Origin of the sequence: Pseudomonas sp. 10S4, assembly GCF_034344865.1 — a bacterium.
Lineage (GTDB): Bacteria > Pseudomonadota > Gammaproteobacteria > Pseudomonadales > Pseudomonadaceae > Aquipseudomonas.
The window spans coordinates 4083655-4102737 of sequence record NZ_CP133774.1; the positions used below are offsets into that span (position 1 = coordinate 4083655).

At 59.1% G+C, this 19083-nt stretch carries 10 protein-coding genes and 1 pseudogene; 8 read left to right on the forward strand and 3 right to left on the reverse strand.

Translation table 11 applies throughout. The features are described 5' to 3' along the window. Positions 1-34: 34 nt before the first annotated feature. The 3 genes from nagZ to RHM58_RS19045 are packed head-to-tail and all read left to right on the forward strand — an operon-like array spanning position 35 to position 5149. Complete coding sequence (gene nagZ, locus RHM58_RS19035) at positions 35-1045, forward strand: beta-N-acetylhexosaminidase (protein ID WP_322267871.1); 1011 nt, start codon at positions 35-37, stop codon at positions 1043-1045. A gap of 12 nt (positions 1046-1057) precedes the next feature. Continuing rightward, positions 1058-1795 (forward strand): S-methyl-5'-thioinosine phosphorylase, encoded by a 738-nt coding sequence (locus tag RHM58_RS19040; protein WP_201257041.1) that lies wholly within the window; start codon positions 1058-1060, stop codon positions 1793-1795. A gap of 60 nt (positions 1796-1855) precedes the next feature. Further along, complete coding sequence (locus RHM58_RS19045; protein WP_322267872.1) at positions 1856-5149, forward strand: DEAD/DEAH box helicase; 3294 nt, start codon at positions 1856-1858, stop codon at positions 5147-5149. Positions 5150-5291: 142 nt separating this feature from the next. On the opposite strand, the gene RHM58_RS19050 is transcribed toward RHM58_RS19045, so the two are convergent. The 3 genes and pseudogenes from RHM58_RS19050 to mfd all read right to left on the reverse strand — a co-directional run bounded on the left by RHM58_RS19050 (position 5292) and on the right by mfd (position 12024). Beyond that, entirely contained in the window at positions 5292-7985 is a 2694-nt protein-coding gene (locus RHM58_RS19050) for a DEAD/DEAH box helicase (protein WP_322267873.1), read from the reverse strand. An 11-nt stretch (positions 7986-7996) separates the two neighbouring features. Continuing rightward, positions 7997-8563, reverse strand: coding sequence for a CsiV family protein (locus tag RHM58_RS19055; RefSeq protein ID WP_201204964.1), 567 nt, complete (start codon positions 8561-8563; stop codon positions 7997-7999). A 10-nt stretch (positions 8564-8573) separates the two neighbouring features. Next, a pseudogene (gene mfd / locus RHM58_RS19060) lies at positions 8574-12024 on the reverse strand (transcription-repair coupling factor). Positions 12025-12159: 135 nt separating this feature from the next. Here mfd and RHM58_RS19065 point away from each other — a divergent pair. The 5 genes from RHM58_RS19065 to RHM58_RS19085 all read left to right on the forward strand — a co-directional run bounded on the left by RHM58_RS19065 (position 12160) and on the right by RHM58_RS19085 (position 19079). After that, positions 12160-12288 (forward strand): hypothetical protein, encoded by a 129-nt coding sequence (locus tag RHM58_RS19065; protein WP_322267874.1) that lies wholly within the window; start codon positions 12160-12162, stop codon positions 12286-12288. Between the two features lie 100 nt (positions 12289-12388). Further along, positions 12389-13852: a glyceraldehyde-3-phosphate dehydrogenase gene (locus RHM58_RS19070; RefSeq protein ID WP_131059940.1), complete on the forward strand. Its 1464-nt coding sequence runs from the start codon at positions 12389-12391 to the stop codon at positions 13850-13852. Between the two features lie 625 nt (positions 13853-14477). Continuing rightward, the gene (locus RHM58_RS19075; RefSeq protein WP_322267875.1) at positions 14478-15683 is read left to right on the forward strand and encodes an HlyD family efflux transporter periplasmic adaptor subunit; all 1206 of its coding nucleotides are present in this window, start codon (positions 14478-14480) and stop codon (positions 15681-15683) included. Then, positions 15680-16924: a hypothetical protein gene (locus RHM58_RS19080; RefSeq protein ID WP_322267876.1), complete on the forward strand. Its 1245-nt coding sequence runs from the start codon at positions 15680-15682 to the stop codon at positions 16922-16924. Before RHM58_RS19075 ends, RHM58_RS19080 begins: the two co-directional genes overlap by 4 nt. Before the next feature lies 1 nt (position 16925). Next, positions 16926-19079 (forward strand): glycosyltransferase family 2 protein, encoded by a 2154-nt coding sequence (locus tag RHM58_RS19085; protein ID WP_322267877.1) that lies wholly within the window; start codon positions 16926-16928, stop codon positions 19077-19079. Positions 19080-19083: the final 4 nt, after the last annotated feature.

Below are 19083 nucleotides of genomic sequence, written 5' to 3' on the forward strand. Positions count from 1 at the left end.
TGCGAGGCGGGTTTTTCGTTTTCAAGGAATCTCTATGACTGCTGGCCTGCAAGGCTCGTTGATGGTGGACGTCGCCGGTACCTGGCTGACGGCCGAAGATCGCCAATTGTTGCGTCAGCCTGAAGTGGGCGGCCTGATCATTTTCGCCCGCAACATCGAGCACCCGCGACAGGTGCGCGAGCTGAGCGCCGCAATCCGCGCTATTCGTCCTGATCTACTGCTGGCAGTGGACCAGGAGGGCGGTCGGGTCCAGCGTCTGCGCCAGGGCTTTGTGCGGCTGCCGGCCATGCGCGCCATTGCCGACAATCCAAATGCTGAATACCTGGCCGAACAGTGTGGCTGGATCATGGCGACCGAAGTCCTCGCCGTCGGCCTCGACCTGAGCTTCGCCCCGGTGCTGGACCTTGATTACCAGCGCAGCGCTGTAGTCGGCACCCGCTCGTTCGAAGGCGATCCCGAGCGTGCAGCGCTGCTCGCCGGCGCCTTCATCCGCGGCATGAACAGTGCTGGTATGGCGGCCACTGGTAAGCATTTTCCGGGTCACGGTTGGGCTGAGGCGGATTCTCACGTCGCCATTCCCAACGACGAGCGCAGCCTCGACGAGATCCGCGCTAAAGACTTGGTGCCGTTCGCTCGACTGAGCAAACAACTGGCCGCCGTCATGCCGGCACACGTCATTTATCCACAAGTCGATTCCCAGCCCGCCGGTTTCTCCCTGCGCTGGTTGCAGGACATCCTGCGTGGCGAGTTGCAGTTCGATGGTGTCATCTTTAGTGACGATCTTTCCATGGCCGGTGCCCATGTAGTCGGTGATGCTGCCAGCCGTATCGAAGCCGCGCTGACCGCTGGTTGTGACATGGGCCTGGTGTGCAACGACCGCGCAGCTGCGGAATTGGCCCTGAGCGCCGCCCAGCGGATGAAGGTCAAGCCGTCGGCGCGTATCGCGCGGATGCGCGGGCAGTCCTTCGCTGGCACTGAATACCGCCAAGATCCGCGCTGGCTGACCGCTGTCGGCGCGCTCAAAGAAGCTCAACTGATTGATTAAGGACGTTTCGTTATGACGATTTACGCGATTATCGGCGGTACCGGCCTGACTCAACTCGAAGGTCTGAGCATTCGTCAGTCACTTGCAGTAGACACGCCCTACGGCCCACCTTCGGCCGAGGTGCAGATCGGTGAGTACGCCGGCAAGGAAGTGCTGTTCCTTGCGCGCCACGGTCACCCGCATCGTTTCCCTCCGCATCAGGTGAACTACCGCGCCAACCTTTGGGCGCTGAAGCAGGCCGGTGCCGAAGCGATTCTCGCGGTCAACGCCGTGGGTGGGATTCATGCCGCGATGGGCACCGGACATTTTTGCGTGCCCCATCAACTGATCGATTACACCAGCGGTCGCGAACACACTTATTTCGCCGATGACCTTGAACACGTCACGCACATCGATTTCAGCTACCCCTACAGCGAGCCACTGCGTCAGCAATTGATCGCCGCGTTGGCCGCTGAAGGCGTTAGCTACAGCAGTCATGGTGTGTACGCCTGCACCCAGGGACCACGTCTGGAAACCGTCGCTGAAATTGCCAGACTGGAACGCGACGGCTGCGACATCGTCGGCATGACCGGCATGCCGGAAGCCGCGTTGGCCCGTGAGCTGGAACTGGATTACGCCTGTCTGGCGCTGGTGGTGAACCCTGGAGCGGGCAAGTCCACGGCGGTGATTACCATGGCCGAGATCGAACAGGCGTTGCATGACGGTATGGGCAAAGTGAAGTCAACGCTGGCGCGGGTGTTGGCGGGTTGAGTTTCAGCGGCCAGATAAAGTGTCTGGCCGATTAACTGAGTTTTAAGCGGCGTTGATTTCATGAGCACAATAATTGAGCAACTTCATGCGCTACCTTGGGCAGAGGTGTTCAGTCATCGCGCTCTGGATAAGGCCCGTAGCTACGCGGAAGAGGATCGGGTAACGATCCGTCAAATCGATGACTTGAGGGTTATCGCGTCGTGCGTCGGCTCAGAGGCGCAGGCGTACCAGCAAGTCATTGAACTCTCTGAAAATCGGAATGGGCAACCGCGGCTCGAATGCGTGTGTTCTTGTCCTGTGATGATCAATTGCAAGCACTGTGCAGCAGTCATCTATTACCTGCAAGATCAGCCTGTTAAGCCATCCGAGAGCGCCGTTCAGGTTCACCTGAATCGTGAACTTGAGCGTTGGCTCGGCGATATTCCTTCTGCGAGTACGCCGCTCGATGAGTCGGCGCAGGGGACGAATACGCGCCTGGTCTACAGACTCAAGGCAACGTCGGCCTCTGGAAAGTGGACGCTGGAGATTTTCAAGGCTCGTCAGCTCAAGGACGGTCGCCTGCAAGACCTCAAGGCGTTGCACTCGCTGTCTGACATGCTGATACGGCAACCCGGTTATCTGACCGAATTGGACCTTCGGATCGCCAGGCTCTTGGTCGCCGTTCACTCCCATCACGCGTATTACAGCGGCTACCCCTTGCAAGGCAGCAGTGGCGCCGAACTCATCGAGATGTTGTTGCGTACCTCGCGGCTGTTCCTTGATTTCGAAAAACTGCAACTCCTGACCTCAGGTGTGAGGAGGGTGGGGCAATTTGCCTGGGCTGAACAATCCAACGGCAGTTTTCGCCCTCAGTGGCGTAGCGACGAAGCTGCCGTGGAAACGATCCTGTCCCTGGAACCCTTGTACTACCTGGATCGCGAGCGGCTGCAAATCGGCCCGCTGTTCAGCGAGCTGGAGGAAAAACTGGCTTGTCACTTGTCGTTGGCCCCGGACATTCCCGCGCGCCAGGCGATGCAGTTCAGCCATCGCATGAGTGCGGTGACTCAAGTTGCCCCGCCGCACAGGCTGACCGAGCGGGTTATCGAGGGCATTTTGCCTCAGGCTCACCTGACACTCGCCAGCGGCAAGCATCGCAAGCACTGGCAATACGAACCAGAGCACCGTGCTGCCTTGATGTTTACCTACGCCGGGCATCCGGTAGCGGACAGGAACCCGGAAGTACTGGTCCTTTCCGGTACGGAAACCCAACGTATCCAGCGCCAGCCCGCCGTCGAAAAAGCACTGCGTCAGGCCCTGCAAAAACACGGCTTTAAAAAGGCCACACGTAAAAGCAGCGTTGATCGTCCGGGCGAGATGTTCGCGCTGCCGGATGATTCGGCGTGGCTCGCCTTTGTTCAACAAGGGCTTGAGTCGTTGCGTGAGGCAAACTGGCACGTCGATATCGTCGATGGCTTTCACTTCAACGTGCAGCCTGTAGAGCAGTGGTATGCAGACGTTGAGGAAGAGTCGGGGCATCAGTGGTTTGATCTGCAGCTGGGAATTGTCGTAAACGGCGAACGCCACAGCCTGTTGCCGATCTTGCTGCATTTGCTGCGTAGCCAGCCACAGCTGATGGATCCGGCAAACCTGGCCAAGCGCAACGATGATGAACTGTTACTGATCGAGTTGGGTGCAGGGCGTTTCAGTTACGGCGATCGTACAAAAGTCGCGCTACCCTATGGTCGGATCAAGCCGCTGATGGCCACCCTTGGCGAGTTGTATCTGGGTGTGCACCTGGGCGATTCACTGCGTTTGAGTGCTCCAGACGCCGCGCGGTTGAGTGTGCTGGAAGGCGTGCCGCTGGTTTGGCAGGGCGGCGAGCGACTGCGCAGTTTTGCGCAGCGATTGCGTGAGTCGACGCATGTTCATGTTCCGGCTCCCGAGGGTCTCAAGGCGACACTGCGACCGTATCAGCTGGAAGGGCTGAACTGGATGCAAACCCTTCGCGAGCTAGGAGTCGGCGGCATCCTCGGCGACGACATGGGACTGGGGAAAACCCTGCAAACCCTGGCGCATTTGTTGACGGAAAAACAGGCTGGACGGCTTGATCGTCCAGCACTGGTCGTGATGCCCACCAGCCTGATCCCCAACTGGATCGACGAGGCTGCACGCTTTACCCCGCAACTGAAGGTTTTGGCACTGCATGGCTCGGCGCGGCAAAAAGACTTTGCCGGTCTTGCCGAATACGATTTGGTGTTGACCACCTACGCGTTGCTGCCGCGGGATCTGGAAGTATTGCAGCCACAGGACTGGAGTGTGCTGATTCTCGATGAGGCGCAGAACATCAAGAACCCGATAAGCAAAGCTGCGCAGGCTGCCCGTGATCTACAGGCTGGCCAGCGACTGTGTCTGTCCGGCACACCATTGGAAAACCACCTCGGCGAGCTGTGGTCCCAGTTTCACTTTTTGTTGCCCGGTTGGCTTGGCGACAGCAAAACCTTCAATCGCGACTACCGCACGCCGATCGAGAAGCACGGCAACAGTGAGCGGATGCAGCATCTGACGGCCCGAATTAAGCCCTTCCTGCTACGTCGCAAGAAAGATCAGGTGGCTACCGAATTGCCGCCGAAAACCGAGATCGTGCATTGGGTTGATCTCAGCGATGGGCAGCGGGATGTGTATGAAACCGTACGCGTGGCGATGGACAAAAAGGTGCGCGACGAAATTGCCCGAAGTGGCGTGGGCCGCAGTCAAATCATTATCCTTGATGCGCTACTCAAGCTCCGTCAGGTCTGCTGCGATCTGCGCTTGATCAAAACGCCGCTCACGGCAAAGGCGCTTCGTGCAGGCAGTGGAAAGCTGGTCAGTTTGATGGAAATGCTGGAAGAACTGCTCAGCGAAGGTCGCAAGATTTTGCTGTTTTCGCAGTTCACGTCAATGCTGGCCTTGATTGAAGAGGAATTGCAGCAGCGTGGCCTCGCCTACTCATTGTTGACCGGTGAAACGACGGATCGGCGCACGCCGGTCAAGGACTTCCAGGGCGGTAAAGTGCCGCTGTTTCTGATCAGTTTGAAGGCCGGCGGCACAGGTCTGAACCTGACGGCGGCGGATACGGTTATTCATTTCGATCCTTGGTGGAACCCAGCGGTCGAAAATCAGGCCACCGACCGTGCCTACCGGATTGGGCAAAACAAGCCTGTGTTTGTCTACAAGCTGATTGCCCGGGGCACGGTTGAAGAAAAAATACAGGCACTGCAACAGGAAAAAGCCATCCTGGCCGAAGCGGTGCTCGAAGGTGGAGCGACGGGTGGGTTGAAGCTTGAGCAGAGTGATATTGAGGCGCTGTTCGCCCCGCTGCCCAATCTCAAGTCCTGATGGCGGGTTTTTTCAGTGATGGCCTCTTCGTGGGCAAGCCTCGCTCCTACAAGGTTTAAGTTGATCGCCGATGCTGCGAACGACTTAATGCCCGTAGGAGCGAGGCTTGCTCGCGAAGGCCATATGCCAAACGCCTCTGATTTCAGCGCTTTTCCAGTTTGTCCGGCAACGGCGCAAACAACGCCTCGATATCATCACTCTGCAACTTCCAGTCCCCGGCTGAGCGTCCATCCAGTACACCAGCCGCCAGGTCGGACTTTTCCTTTTGCAGATGTTGAATCTTCTCTTCTACCGTGCCCCGAGCAATCAACTTATAGACGAACACCGGTTTTTCCTGGCCGATGCGATAAGCCCGGTCAGTCGCCTGGTTTTCCGTCGCCGGATTCCACCACGGGTCGTAGTGAATCACCGTATCGGCTTCGGTCAGGTTCAAGCCCACGCCGCCAGCCTTCAGGCTGATCAGAAAAATCTGACGCTTGCCGCTCTGGAAGTCCTTCACCGGCGCGCGCCGGTCGCGGGTTTGTCCGGTCAATATTGCGTATTCAACGCCACGCTTCTTCAGTTCATCCTCGATCAACGCCAGCATTGACGTGAACTGTGAGAACAGCAAAATCCGCCGACCTTCCTCAAACAGCTCTTCCAGCATCTCCATCAAGCTGTCGAGCTTGCCAGACGTGCTGCCGCGAGTGGGCAGAACGGCATCGTTGACCAGGCGAAGATCGCAACACACCTGCCGCAGCTTCAGCAGCGCCTCAAGAATGATGATCTGGCTGCGGGCCACACCTTTGCGGGTGATCTCGTCGCGTACTTTTTTGTCCATGGCCAGACGCATGGTTTCGTACACGTCGCGCTGCGCTTCGTTGAGTTCGACCCAATGGATAATCTCGGTTTTCGGCGGCAGTTCTGTCGCGACCTGTTCTTTGGTCCTGCGCAGCAGAAACGGTTTGATCCGACCGTTGAGGTGCTGAAGTCGTACTTCACTGCCGCGCTTTTCAATCGGCACGCGGTAATCACGGTTGAAGCTTTTCACATCGCCAAGCCAGCCGGGCAGCAGGAAGTGAAACAGCGACCACAGCTCGCCCAAGTGATTTTCCAGTGGCGTGCCACTCAGGCACAGGCGCTGGCGCGCATTCAGTTCGCGGGCAGCCTGGGCGGCCTTGCTGTTGGGGTTCTTGATGTACTGCGCTTCATCCAGGACCAGCACGTGCAATGGCACTGCCGCGAGGGTTTCGACATCCTTGGGCAGCAGCGCGTAGGTGGTCAGGATCAGGTCGTAATCGGTCAGGTTCTCGAAGTGCTTTTTGCGGCTGGCGCCGTACAGTGCCAGCACTTTGAGTTGTGGCGTGAAGTGCGCCGCTTCGTCGAGCCAGTTGGGGATCAGGCTGGTGGGCATCACCACCATGCATGGCCGATCCAGGCGGCCGGCGATTTTCTCGCTGAGAATGTGCGCCAGGGTCTGTAGGGTTTTACCCAAACCCATGTCGTCCGCGAGAATCCCGCCGACTTCCAGTTGTCGCAACGACTGCATCCAGCTCAGACCTTCGAGCTGATACGGTCGCAACGTGGCGTTCAAACCTTCCGGCGCGGTCGATGTAAAGTCCTTGATGTCCCGCAGACGCTGGGCAAAGGTGCGAATCTGCTCGCCGCCTTCCCACAATAGCGGCATGCCTTCCAGCGGGTTCAGCCGGATAGCGTCGGCCTTACTCAGGCGCAGCGTGGTTTCGCCAGGCCCTTGCAGGTAGAACTCGCCAAGGGTCGCCAGCACCGGTTTCAAGCGGCCGAAGGGTAGGGCGACTTGCAGCGGACCGTACTCGGAGTTCGGGCGATTCGGGATGTTCACCAGGATCAATTCGTCGTCGCGACGTCGGGCCAGTCGTTCCGGGTTGAGAATTTCGGTGTGCGAGCGCATCAGGTTTAACAGGATCGGCAGCAGGCTCAGCCGCTCGCCATTCACGATAATCCCCAGTTCCAGATCAAACCAGTCGCGTTCCGGTACCTGCTCGACGGTGGCGTACCAGTCGTCCACGGCGGTCAGGTCGAAGCCGAAATCCTCGTCGATCTGCAATTCCCAGCCTTGGGTGCGCAGCTTCGGGAGTTCGTTGAGGGTAAAGGTCAGCCAGGCGCTGTCGTTGACCATCTCGAACAGTTCGCCAGCGCTTTCCGGCAAGGCTTTGCTTTGTCGGGTGGCGATCTTGAAACCGAGGATTCGTAGCTGTTCCCTGTAGGCCTGTTCGACTTCCGGGTGACGTTTTATCCGTAAAGTCTGTGTCTCTTGGCGAATCAGGATGTCGGCATTTTTCTGCCCGGAAACGTATTCATCCAGATAGCTGAAGGACAGCGCCGCACGATGCTGGATGTAGCGCTGCATCTTGCCGTTGCGCGGTTCGAAGGCGCTGAACTCGATACTCGCCAGCCACAGGCGCGGCACCGGTTGCACGTTATCCACCAGCACTTGCGGCAACGCCTTCGGGCTGCGGTTTTCCAGTACGGCCTGGAGTTTTTCCAGCAGTTCGGCGTCTTGCGCGGCGGCGGGGTAGGCCAGGGTTTCCTGGACTTTCAGTAGCACCGCTGCGCAATGTTTGCAGTTGCTGTGGACCGGGCAGGTGCAGGTCGCGTCGATCATCAGCAACGTGCCTTTGGCCGACTCGCGCAGGCGAATGGTCTGACGGTAAACGTTACCGCCAGAGCCTTCGCAAGCGGCGATGATCGTCGCGTCGCCGGCCTCGACGATCCTGACGCGGTTCTCTATCGCGTAGCGACGGCCGCGCTCCAGGCTCTGTTCCTTGAATCGGCTGACCCAGGAAGGTGCGAGGGGTTTGCTCAGGGTCGGGGGCATAGGGACTTCAATCAGTCCGGAATTTGTTCGGGGGCTGGCCGAGGCGCAGGTGCGGTCAACGAAGTGATCTTGATCAACAGGCCCAAGTGGCCGTTATCGAGAAAATTCAATTGGCCGTTCTTGGTGTGGCTTTCCTGCTTCAGGCGTTCGCTGGCGGTGACCATGCCGTTGGCGTCGATCTGGTTGACCCAGAAGTCGGCGTCGACGTCGGTGAAACGCCCCAGTTTCAGGTCCAGCGTGCCCTCGATCGGGAATTGGCCGTACTGTTCCTTGCCGTCGCTGATCGCGATTTTGCTGGCTTCTTCACCCAGTTCCTGTTGCCAGGCCTTGTGTAGCAGCACCGTGTAGTCGGCACTGGCGGTGAGTTTTTCCACTTCGCCATTGAGGCTCGGCGTGCGCAGGCTGTCCGGGTTGATGCGTTGTGCACCGGCCGCCCAACCTTCCGGCGCGGCACGACTGACAATCGCCGGCACGGCGTTTTGCCGGACCAGGATCATTTCAACCTGATACTTATCATCGGCAAACGCCGAGGGGGCAGCCAGCGTCATCAACAATGTCAGTGAGAGAAACAGGCGCATGCGGCGTCCTTCAAGCAGTTTTCGGGAGGAGGCGCTCAAACAGCGCCTCTACAGTATTAAAGCGTTCTTCCGGACGCTCCATGGGCACCATGAACTTGAACATCGTGGCGCCTTCGAATTTGTAGCGTTTGGGTTGGCTCTGGATCAGTTTGATCAGCGTCAACGGGTCGACCGGAGTCTGCGCCGCGAACTCGATTCGACCGCCTTGCGGGCCACCGTCCACTTTCTTGATGCCCAGTTGTTCGGCCTGCAATTTCAGCAGCGTGATCCGCACCAGGTTCTTGGTGGGCTCTGGCAGCAGGCCGAAACGGTCGATCATCTCCACTTGCAGGTCTTTGAGGCCTTCCTCGTCCGTGGCCGAGGCGATGCGTTTGTAGAGAATCAATCGCGCATGAACGTCCGGCAAGTAGTCCTCGGGAATCAACGCCGGTACCCGCAAATTGACTTCCGGACCACCGCCCAGCGGCTGATCGAGGTTCGGTTGTTCGCCCTTGCGGATCGACTTCACCGCGCGCTCGAGCATTTCCATGTACAGCGTGAAGCCGACGGCCTGGATCTGCCCGCTCTGGCCGTCGCCCAGCAGTTCGCCGGCGCCACGGATTTCCAGGTCGTTGGTCGCGAGCACGAAGCCCGCGCCGAGGTCCTGGGTGTTGGCGATCGCTTCCAGACGCTTTTCCGCATCCGGGGTGATTTGCTGGCGCGGCGGCGTCAGCAGGTACGCGTAAGCCTGGTGATGACTGCGGCCGACCCGGCCGCGCAGCTGGTGCAGCTGCGCTCAGCCCGAACTTGTCCGCCCTGTCGATGATGATGGTGTTGGCGTTGGCGATGTCGATGCCGGTCTCGATGATGGTCGAGGCGATCAGCACGTTGAAGCGCTTGTGGTAGAAGTCGCTCATCACCTGTTCGAGTTCGCGTTCGCGCATCTGCCCGTGGCCGATGCCGATCCGAGCTTCCGGCACCAGTTCGGCGAGGTCGGCGGCGCATTTCTCGATGGTCTTCACGTCGTTGTGCAGGTAGTAAACCTGGCCGCCACGCAGCAGTTCACGGAGCAGGGCTTCCTTGACCGTGCTTTTGTTCTGCTCCATGACGAAGGTCCGCACCGACAGGCGACGGGCCGGCGGCGTAGCGATGATCGACAGGTCGCGCATGCCCGACACCGCCATGTTCAGCGTGCGCGGAATCGGCGTGGCAGTCAGCGTGAGGATGTCGACTTCACTGCGCAGGGCCTTGAGCTGTTCTTTCTGACGGACACCGAAGCGGTGCTCTTCGTCGATGATCACCAGCCCGAGGTTTTTGATCTTCACATCGTCGGACAGCAGTTTGTGGGTGCCGATAACAATGTCGATCTTGCCTTCGGCCAGATCAGCGATGGCGGCATTCACTTCCTTGGTCGACTTGAAACGGCTCATCACTTCCACGCTCACCGGCCAGTCGGCGAAGCGGTCGCGGAAGCTGTTGTAGTGTTGCTGGGCGAGCAGGGTGGTCGGCACCAGAATCGCCACCTGGCGACCGCCGTGCACGGCGATGAACGCAGCACGCATCGCCACTTCGGTCTTGCCGAAACCGACGTCGCCGCAGACCAGTCGGTCCATCGGTTTGGGCGCGAGCATGTCGGCGCGTACGGCGTCGATGGTGGTTTGCTGATCCGGGGTTTCTTCGAACGGGAAACCGGCGCTGAAGGTCGCGTAATCGGCTTTCGGGTCAGCGAAGGCATGACCTTCACGGGCGGCGCGGCGGGCGTAGATGTCGAGCAACTCGGCGGCCACGTCACGCACCTGTTCGGCAGCTTTGCGCTTGGCCTTCTGCCAGGTCTCGGAGCCGAGGCGGTGCAACGGGGCCAGCGCATCGTCGCTGCCGGTGTAACGAGCGATCAAGTGCAGGTTGGCGACCGGCACGTACAACTTGGCGCCTTCGGCGTATTGCAGAGTCAGGAATTCGGCAACTTGGTCGTCGATTTCCAGAGTCGCCAGACCCAGATAACGGCCGACACCGTGGTCTATGTGCACCACCGGCGCGCCTTCGCGCAGCTCGGTGAGGTTCTTGATCACTGCATCGTTGTTGCCGTCGGCACGCTTTTCCCGGCGACGACGCTGCATCACCCGTTGACCGAACAGCGGGCTTTCGGCGATCAACGCCAGCGCCGGGTCATCCAGCATCAGGCCTTCGTCCAGCGGCGCAATGGTGATCGCCAGGCGATCCTTGCTCGCGACAAAGTCCGGCCAGCTGTCGACAGTTTTCGGTCGCAGCTTCAGGCGTTCGAGCAATTCCAGCAGCACTTCACGACGGCCCGCGGACTCAGCGGTAAACAGCACGCGGCCGGGGAATTCGTCGAGGAAACCCGCCAGTGCGGCCAATGGCTGGGTGGCTTTGGCTTCGATGGCCAGGTTCGGCAACAACTGCGCCGGGAAACGTTCGCGGCCGACGCCGGTTTCCACATCCTGTTGACTGGCCACCACGCGCGGCCAGTTCTTCAGGCGCGCGAAGCAGTCCTCCACCGGCAGGAACAACTCGGCCGGTGGCAATAAAGGACGGGAAGGATCGACGCGGCGCTCTTCATAGCGATTGCGCACGTCGTTCCAGAAGTTCTCCGCTGCTTGTTCGATGCCCGGCAGGGAAAACACCTGGGTGTCTTGCGGCAGGTAATCGAACAGCGTCGAGGTTTCATCGAAGAACAGCGGCAGGTAGTACTCGATACCGGCCGGGGTAATCCCACTGCTCAAATCCTGGAAGATCGGGCAGCGGCGGAAGTCGACGTCGAACCGCTCGCGGAACCGTGCCTTGAAGCGGGTGACCGCGTCCTTCTGCAACGGAAACTCACGTGCTGGCAGCAGGCGTACGGTGTCGACCTTGTCGATTGAACGCTGGTTGTCCGGATCGAAGGTGCGCAGGGTCTCGATTTCGTCGTCGAACAGATCGATCCGGAACGGCAGTTTGCTGCCCATCGGGAACAGATCGATCAGCGAACCGCGGACAGTGAATTCGCCGTGTTCGTACACCGTGTCGACATAGCGATAGCCGCTGGCCTCAAGCCGGGTGCGCATTTGTTCGACGTCGAGCTTCTGGCCGACGTCCAGCACCAGGCTGCTGCCGAGCAGGAACTTGGTCGGCGCCAGGCGATGCAGGGCGGTGGTGATCGGCACGACCAGCACGCCATGGGTCAGCTCCGGCAACCTATATAAGGCAGCGATGCGCTGGGAGATGATGTCCTGGTGCGGCGAAAACAGGTCGTAGGGCAGGGTTTCCCAGTCGGGAAAATGCAGCACCGGTAAATCCGGGGCGAAGAAACTCAGCTCCTGTTCCAGCCGTTCGGCACTCTGGCTGTCGGCGGTCAGTAGCAGGGTAAAGCGCTTGGCAGCGCTGGCGGCCTCGGCAATGGCCAGGCTCAGGGCGGCACCGGGCAGGTTGCCCCAGTGCTGTTTACCTGCCGCGGCAGGGAGAAGCGGTAGACGCAGAACGGGCACGGAAGGTTGAGCTCCAAGCGTTGCGACAAAGTCGGTAATTGTAGCGGCCTCTGGTGCTGGCTGTCAGTTGCAGATGTGTCTATTACGCGGCTTGAGCGAAATGTAGTGGTAAAGACAAAATCGAGCGGTTTTTTAGTGAAAATTGCCGATTATGTAGTGGCAAAACGAGTTGGTGTTTCGGATGGTTACGGACAAGGCAGCGCTGTCCCCAAAAAACTGACGATGCTGGAGGCCCCGGTTTTATTGGGCTTCAGCGCGGCGTAATTTTTTTGAATGGAATTTTGTTATGGCTCGCACGACAGGCGCGCATTGCTACGGGAGGCACTCGGCGGCATAATGTAGCCCCTTTTTTCTGCCCCTACATATGTGGAAGGTTCCCGTGACTCAGAAGCCCGACCAGTGTCTTGGTGAATGGATCGACCGTGAAGCACTCGCAGAAGCGATGATTCCGCTTATCGGTCAGCTCTACCGCAATAACAACGTGGTGAGCTCGATCTATGGCCGCAGCCTGATCAATCGTTCAGTCATTGCGATTCTCAAAGCTCACCGCTTTGCTCGCCATCGCCAGTCCGACGACAGCGAACTGTCCGTCCACGAAACATTCCCGCTGCTCAAAGCCATGAGCGAGCTCAAACTCGGCGCCGCATCGGTCGACCTGGGCAAGCTGGCAGTCAAATTCAAGGCTGAAGGCAATGGCCGTACTGCTGAGCAGTTCGTCCGTGAAGAACTGGCTGACGTGGTTGGCCAGCAGAACGTTGCCGCTCGCAAAGGCACCGACGTTGTCCTCTACGGCTTCGGTCGTATCGGCCGTCTGCTGGCGCGCATCCTGATCGAGAAAACCGGTGGTGGCGACGGCCTGCGTCTGCGCGCCATCGTCGTGCGCAAGGGCGCCGAAAACGACCTGGTCAAACGTGCCAGCCTGCTGCGTCGCGACTCGGTTCATGGTCCGTTCGATGGCACCATCACCATTGATGAAGCCAACAACACCATCACCGCCAACGGCAACCTGATCCAGGTTATCTACGCGAAAAACCCGACTGAAGTGGATTACACCCAGTACGGCATCAAAGACGCGCTGCTGGTGGACAACACCGGCGTATGGCGTGACGCCGAGGGCCTGGGCCAGCATTTGGCTTGCCCGGGTATCGACCGCGTTGTGTTGACCGCGCCTGGTAAAGGCAAGCTGAAGAACATCGTTCACGGCATCAACCACGGCGAAATCACCGCTGACGACAAGATCGTATCCGCGGCGTCCTGCACCACCAACGCCATCGTGCCGGTGCTGAAGGCTGTCAACGACAAGTTCGGCATCATCAACGGTCACGTTGAAACGGTTCACTCGTACACCAACGACCAGAACCTGATCGACAACTTCCACAAGGGCGATCGCCGTGGCCGTAGCGCCGCGCTGAACATGGTAATCACCGAGACCGGTGCTGCCACCGCTGCTGCCAAGGCTCTGCCTGAGCTGGCCGGCAAGCTGACCGGTAACGCGATCCGCGTTCCGACGCCTAACGTGTCGATGGCCATTCTCAACCTGAACCTTGAGAAAGCCGCTACCCGCGAAGAGATGAACGAGTACCTGCGCTACATGGCGTTGCACTCCGATCTGCATAAGCAAATCGACTACGTCAATTCGCAGGAAGTGGTTTCCACCGACTTCGTTGGCTCGCGCCACGCAGGCGTTGTGGACGCTGAAGCAACCATCACCCAAGACAACCGCGTTGTTCTGTACGTTTGGTACGACAACGAATTCGGTTATAGCTGCCAGGTGGTTCGCGTGATGGAAGACATGGCCGGTGTAAACCCGCCAGCGTTCCCGCGCTAAGCGTTAGCTGCACATAAAGAGCCCCGACTTTGGTCGGGGCTTTTTTTGTGTGAGGTTTGTGGGGGGATGTCTGTTGTTAGTGTGTTGCCTGGGAGGGCCTCTTCGCGAGAGGACGCTACAAGGTGTCTCGACTTATATCATTTTAATCTCTGCGCTTATTGACTCAGAACTATACAAAAAACGACATATAGTTCCGTGCTGTTACAAAAATAAAAACTCTTCTAAAAATAAACAGTTGCCGACTAGTTGTTGCTAGTTGTTGGATATGGATCCAATACAGTAATCGGCACAATATTGGCGTCATTTATTTGTATCACCCAAAAGCTTGACAGCCAAAAGTCCTGAACATAGTGTCGCCAATGACAGCGCCCGCTCTGCCTCGGGCCTTATGCCAGCTGTCAGCGTTGCGCCCTATGTAACTCTCCAAAAAGACAGGAATCTCATTCCTGCTCACATCACGATAAAACCAGAGAAAACAGTCTCGGCTTAGTTGCCGTGCAATGTACTTACTTGTTCTTGCTCACCCTGCCAATTGTGATTCGCGGTCACGGCTTGCTATTGCCTGACTGTTACGCAGTACGGGCTATGGCCTTATGTGTTCATGGGTCTATCGGGAGAGTCGAACATGGCTGAAGAACGCTCCAAGCTATTGTCTCTGTTACCGCGCCTGGTGGGTTTGGGTGTCTTGGGATTTGTCGTCTGGCTGTTATTGTCGACGTTACTTATGCCACTGCTATCAGCCTCTGCCACGCGAGCGATTTTGAATGCGCCGGTGATATTGCTGACCACACCGATTGATGGCGTCGTCAGCTCCCTGGATGTCAAACCAGGCACAACCTTCGTCCAGGGCCAGAAAATCGCCGTGGTGGAAAACCCCCGGGCCAATCAAGAGACCTTGCTGACCCTGCAAACCCGGCGATTGACCCTGGAGCAGGAACTGTCGTCTTCAGCCAGTCAGGCCGATCACGATCAGCAGTATTACGAGGCCTTGGAGAGGACTAGCCAGCAATACCAAACAGCCTTCCACACCCGCCAACTGTTCACCCAAAAAGCCCTGAAAGCCGAAAACAGCGCAGCCAGTGCGCGGTTGATGGATGCTCAGGAAACCGTCGAACGCAATCTGGATCTGTTCACACAAGGGGCGGTGAGTGGTGCGGTGGTTGCATCATCGAAAGCGCAGTTGGCTTCGTTGCAGGGCGCCGCTGAGTCGGTGCGCTCGCAGTTGCGGATCAATGACGGCGATGTCAGCGCCGCCAACAAACAGGTCTACCTCGATCCCGATCAACTGCGCATGTTCGATCTCAGCGCGCAAATGACCACCCTCAAACTCAGCCTGGACAATCAGGTGCGCAACCGAGCGACCTATCAACGTGAGCTCGACAACCTCAATCAACTGATCGAAACCGAGCAGAACCGGGTCAAGTTGATGGCTGGTTACGATGTGGTGGCCTACTCACCGGGCACCGTTCAGGAGTTATTGGCACCCCAAGGCACGCTGGTGCAGGCCGGATCAACGCTGCTGCGCGCCACCGATTGCGGACAGAGCTACGTGATTGCGGTGTTCCCCGAACGCATGGCCAGCAAGATTGATCGCGACAGCGTGCTGACGGTGAAAATCCGTGGCCTCAATGAACCGCTCAAGGCCAACGTGGTGCAGTTGTTGTCCAGCGCTTCGGACATTCGCGCCAACAGCTACAGCGTGCCGTTCCCGTATGCCGAACAGAACTCGGTGTACGTCGTCGGCACCTTTGCCGCCGACCTTACCGACGCTCAGCGCGCCATGACCTGCAATCCAGGGCTGTGGGCAAGTGCCGAGGTCTCGCGGCCATGAACAGGGTTTTGCAAGGAATCGTCGGCGTGATCTTGATCGGCAGCGGGGCCTCCGCACTGGCGGCGCAAGCCCGGCCACAATTGGTGGCGATGACGTGCGCAGCGCTGGATCGGGCTGTGGCGTCGGAGCCAGCCGGCCCGGTGCTGGTGGCCAGTTATCCGCCGTTGAACGGCCAGCCTGCACCGATTCTGGCCCTGCGCGGCGTGGCGTTCACATACGACAACGCCTTGGCGAGTATCGCGTTGTTTGCCTGTGGCAAAACCGAATCCGCGCGCCGGATCGCTGATGCCCTGGCCTTCGCCACCCAGCACGATCCCGAGTATCAGGACGGGCGCTTGCGCAACGCCTACGCCGCCGGTCCGGTCGGCTCTGGGTCGATGAAATTGCCGGGTTACTGGAGCACCGAGCGCAACGCCTGGAATCAGGACGCCTATCAAGTCAGCAGCGCCACCGGTAATCAGGCCTGGGCCGCGCTGGCGTTGTTGGAAGCTTATCGCCAAAGCGGCGAGGCGTCTTACCTTGAGGCTGCACGAAAAGTCCTGCACTGGTCACAGAAAAATACCTACGACGGGCAATCCCCGGCGGGCTTCAGCGGTGGCTACTACGGCTACTTCGCCAAACAAACCCAGCAGAACTGGAAATCCACGGAGCACAACGTTGATCTCGCAGCAGCCTGGACCGCGCTCAACGCAGTAGCGCCGGATCCGGATTCGGCGCAGCAGGCGCAGATCGCCCGGCAATTTGTGGCGAGCCAGTGGGATGCCGGGGAAGGGCGGTTTCTGATTGGCACCGGTGCGGACGGGCAGACGTCTGACCGTGTGCGCTCAGGGCTGGACGCACAGATCTGGCCATTGATTGCCTTGCACGATCCCCCCAGGGATTGGCGTCGGGTCTTCGCGTTTATTGATCATGCCCACCGGGCGGGCGATGGCTACGGTTTCAACCGCGACCCTGACGGCTTATGGACCGAAGGCACCGCTCAGGCTGCCGCCGTCGCGCAATTGAGCGGCTTGAGTGACAAGGCGCAACCGCTGTGGAACGTGCTGCTCGCCCAAGAGGCTGGCAACGGTTGGCTGTTCGCTACACCGGCACCACGCATCAGTACCGGGCTGGCCATAGGCCCGGACTCCGTCACCAACGACTTCTTTTATTACCACCTGCCTCACTTGGGCGCCACGGCGTGGGCGGCGATTGCTGCCACCGGCGTCAATCCCTTTACCGGTTCGCTAGAGGCTGACTGACATGCAGGCACTGGACTCGTTGCAACTGCTGCAAATCAATTTCTGGACGCTGGCGGTGGTGGTGCTGTTCACCTGCCTGACTCACCGGGACCAATGGGCCGCCCGCGCAGGATTCGGCGCCGTCACTGCGTTGTTGCTGGTCAATTACGCGGCCTGGCGGATCCGCGACACCTTGCCCGATGGTCACTCCGGGTTCGCCACGGTCTGGTCTTACACCTTCCTGTTCTTCGAAATGTTGGCGATCGGCTACACGCTGTTTTCCATCATCGTCATGCTCTGTCGTTCTGATCACAGTCCGCAGGCCGATGCCGGCGAACGACAACTACGCGCCCAAGGCCGCAACGTGCCGGCAGTGGACGTGTTTATCGCCACCTACAACGAAGGCTTGGAGATCCTCGAAAAAACCATCATCGCCGCTCAGGCCATCGACTACCCGAACTTCACCATTTGGGTACTCGACGATACCCGACGCGACTGGTTACGTGACTACTGCGCCGAGGTCGGCGTGCAATACGCCAGGCGCCCGGACAATGCCCACGCCAAGGCCGGCAACCTGAATAACGGATTGCGCCAGTCGGCGGCCGGTAGCAACGCGCCGTACATTCTGGTGCTTGACGCCGATTTTGCGCCGCAGCAGCCGATCCTGATGCGCACCCTCGGTCTGTTCGACGATCCGAAAGTCGGTTTGGTGCAAACGCCACAGTTCTACTACAACCCCGATCCGATCCAGCACAACCTTGGCACGTCAGCGTGCTGGGTGGATGAGCAACGGGTGTTTTTCGATGTATTCCAACCGGCCAAGGACGGGTGGGATGCGGCGTTTTGTGTTGGCACTTCCTTCGTGGTGCGGCGGGATTTGATCACCGAGATTGGCGGCTTTCCTACAGGCTCGGTGTGCGAGGACATCTACACCACCTACCGATTGCTACAAAAAGGCTACGTCACCCGTTGGCTGAACGAACGCTTGTCCATCGGTTTGTCTGCCGAGGGCCTGACCGAGTACATCAACCAGCGTGGTCGCTGGTGCCTGGGCACGATCCAGGTCGCGCTGCTCAAGGACGGACCGTTGCGCGGCAGCGGCTACACGCTCAACGACCGTTTGCACTACATCCACGGCTTGATGCACTGGTTTTCCAAACCGTTCATTTTGATGATGCTGGTGTCGCCGGTGCTGTACTGGTACTTCGGCATCGCCGGGTTCTACGCTAACCCGGCGGATTTCCTCGCCTACGGCATGCCGGCACTCATCGCGTTCTGGGGCTACGGCACTTGGGTCACCGACCGGCGGACCCTGCCGATCTTCACCGAGGTCACGCAGATCGTCGCTTCGCTGGCGGTCACGGCGACCATTGCCAGCGCCATGATTCGACCGTTCGGGCGACCGTTCAAAGTCACCGCCAAGGGCCTCGACCGTTCGAAGACGATGGTGCACTGGAAGCTGTTTGGGTTCTTTTTAGCGCTGACACTGTTATCGCAATTCGGTGCCTACATCGCCATCAGCACCGCCGCCGCGTTTGACGGCAACATGATGTTCAACCTCTGCTGGACGGTTGTCGCGCTGGTCTACAACCTCGCAACGTTGGTGGCGTGCGTCGACCGGCCGCGACTGCACGGCGAAGAGCGTTTTCCGTTCGATAAGCCAACTGGTTTCCGTTTTGGCGGTAAGACATTGGCGGGGCGTTTGAAGGACATTTCCCTCAGCGGTGCATCGATGACCTGTGCTTTTGCGTCCTCGATCAAGCCCGGGTTGTGCGGTCAGGTGTGGATCAACCGACTGGGCTGGCTGGACGTCGAAGTCATGCGCAATCACGGCGCTGATCAATTGGGCTTGAGGTTTGTCGATCTCGACGAAGGCTTGCGTCGGCGGTTGATTGCGCGGCTGTTCAGCGATGCGACGATCAATGTGGTCTGCAAGGCTGAGCCGGCACTGGCGTTTGGCACCTTGCTGCAGCGCGCGTTGTTGGGCGAAAAGAACAACGTGCCGCGTTTGCCTGCGCCGGTCAAGGCGCCGTCCTACGCATCGTCACCGCGTTGGCGGCCGGTCATCGTCCGTTCGCACAAGCAGCCATTGCCCCCGATCAGTGTGTCCAGATCGTCCGGTGTGTGGACTTTGCTTCTTTCTCCGTTGCGAGCCTTGCTCGGCCAACGCTTGTAGGTGC

Excerpts from the sequence above, each read along its gene's own strand:
- nagZ (WP_322267871.1), top strand. The coding sequence starts at position 35 with ATGACTGCTGGCCTGCAAGGCTCGTTGATGGTGGACGTCGCCGGTACC.
- RHM58_RS19040 (WP_201257041.1), top strand. The coding sequence starts at position 1,058 with ATGACGATTTACGCGATTATCGGCGGTACCGGCCTGACTCAACTCGAA.
- RHM58_RS19045 (WP_322267872.1), top strand. The coding sequence starts at position 1,856 with ATGAGCACAATAATTGAGCAACTTCATGCGCTACCTTGGGCAGAGGTG.
- RHM58_RS19050 (WP_322267873.1), bottom strand. The coding sequence starts at position 7,985 with ATGCCCCCGACCCTGAGCAAACCCCTCGCACCTTCCTGGGTCAGCCGA.
- RHM58_RS19055 (WP_201204964.1), bottom strand. The coding sequence starts at position 8,563 with ATGCGCCTGTTTCTCTCACTGACATTGTTGATGACGCTGGCTGCCCCC.
- RHM58_RS19070 (WP_131059940.1), top strand. The coding sequence starts at position 12,389 with ATGTGGAAGGTTCCCGTGACTCAGAAGCCCGACCAGTGTCTTGGTGAA.
- RHM58_RS19075 (WP_322267875.1), top strand. The coding sequence starts at position 14,478 with ATGGCTGAAGAACGCTCCAAGCTATTGTCTCTGTTACCGCGCCTGGTG.
- RHM58_RS19080 (WP_322267876.1), top strand. The coding sequence starts at position 15,680 with ATGAACAGGGTTTTGCAAGGAATCGTCGGCGTGATCTTGATCGGCAGC.
- RHM58_RS19085 (WP_322267877.1), top strand. The coding sequence starts at position 16,926 with ATGCAGGCACTGGACTCGTTGCAACTGCTGCAAATCAATTTCTGGACG.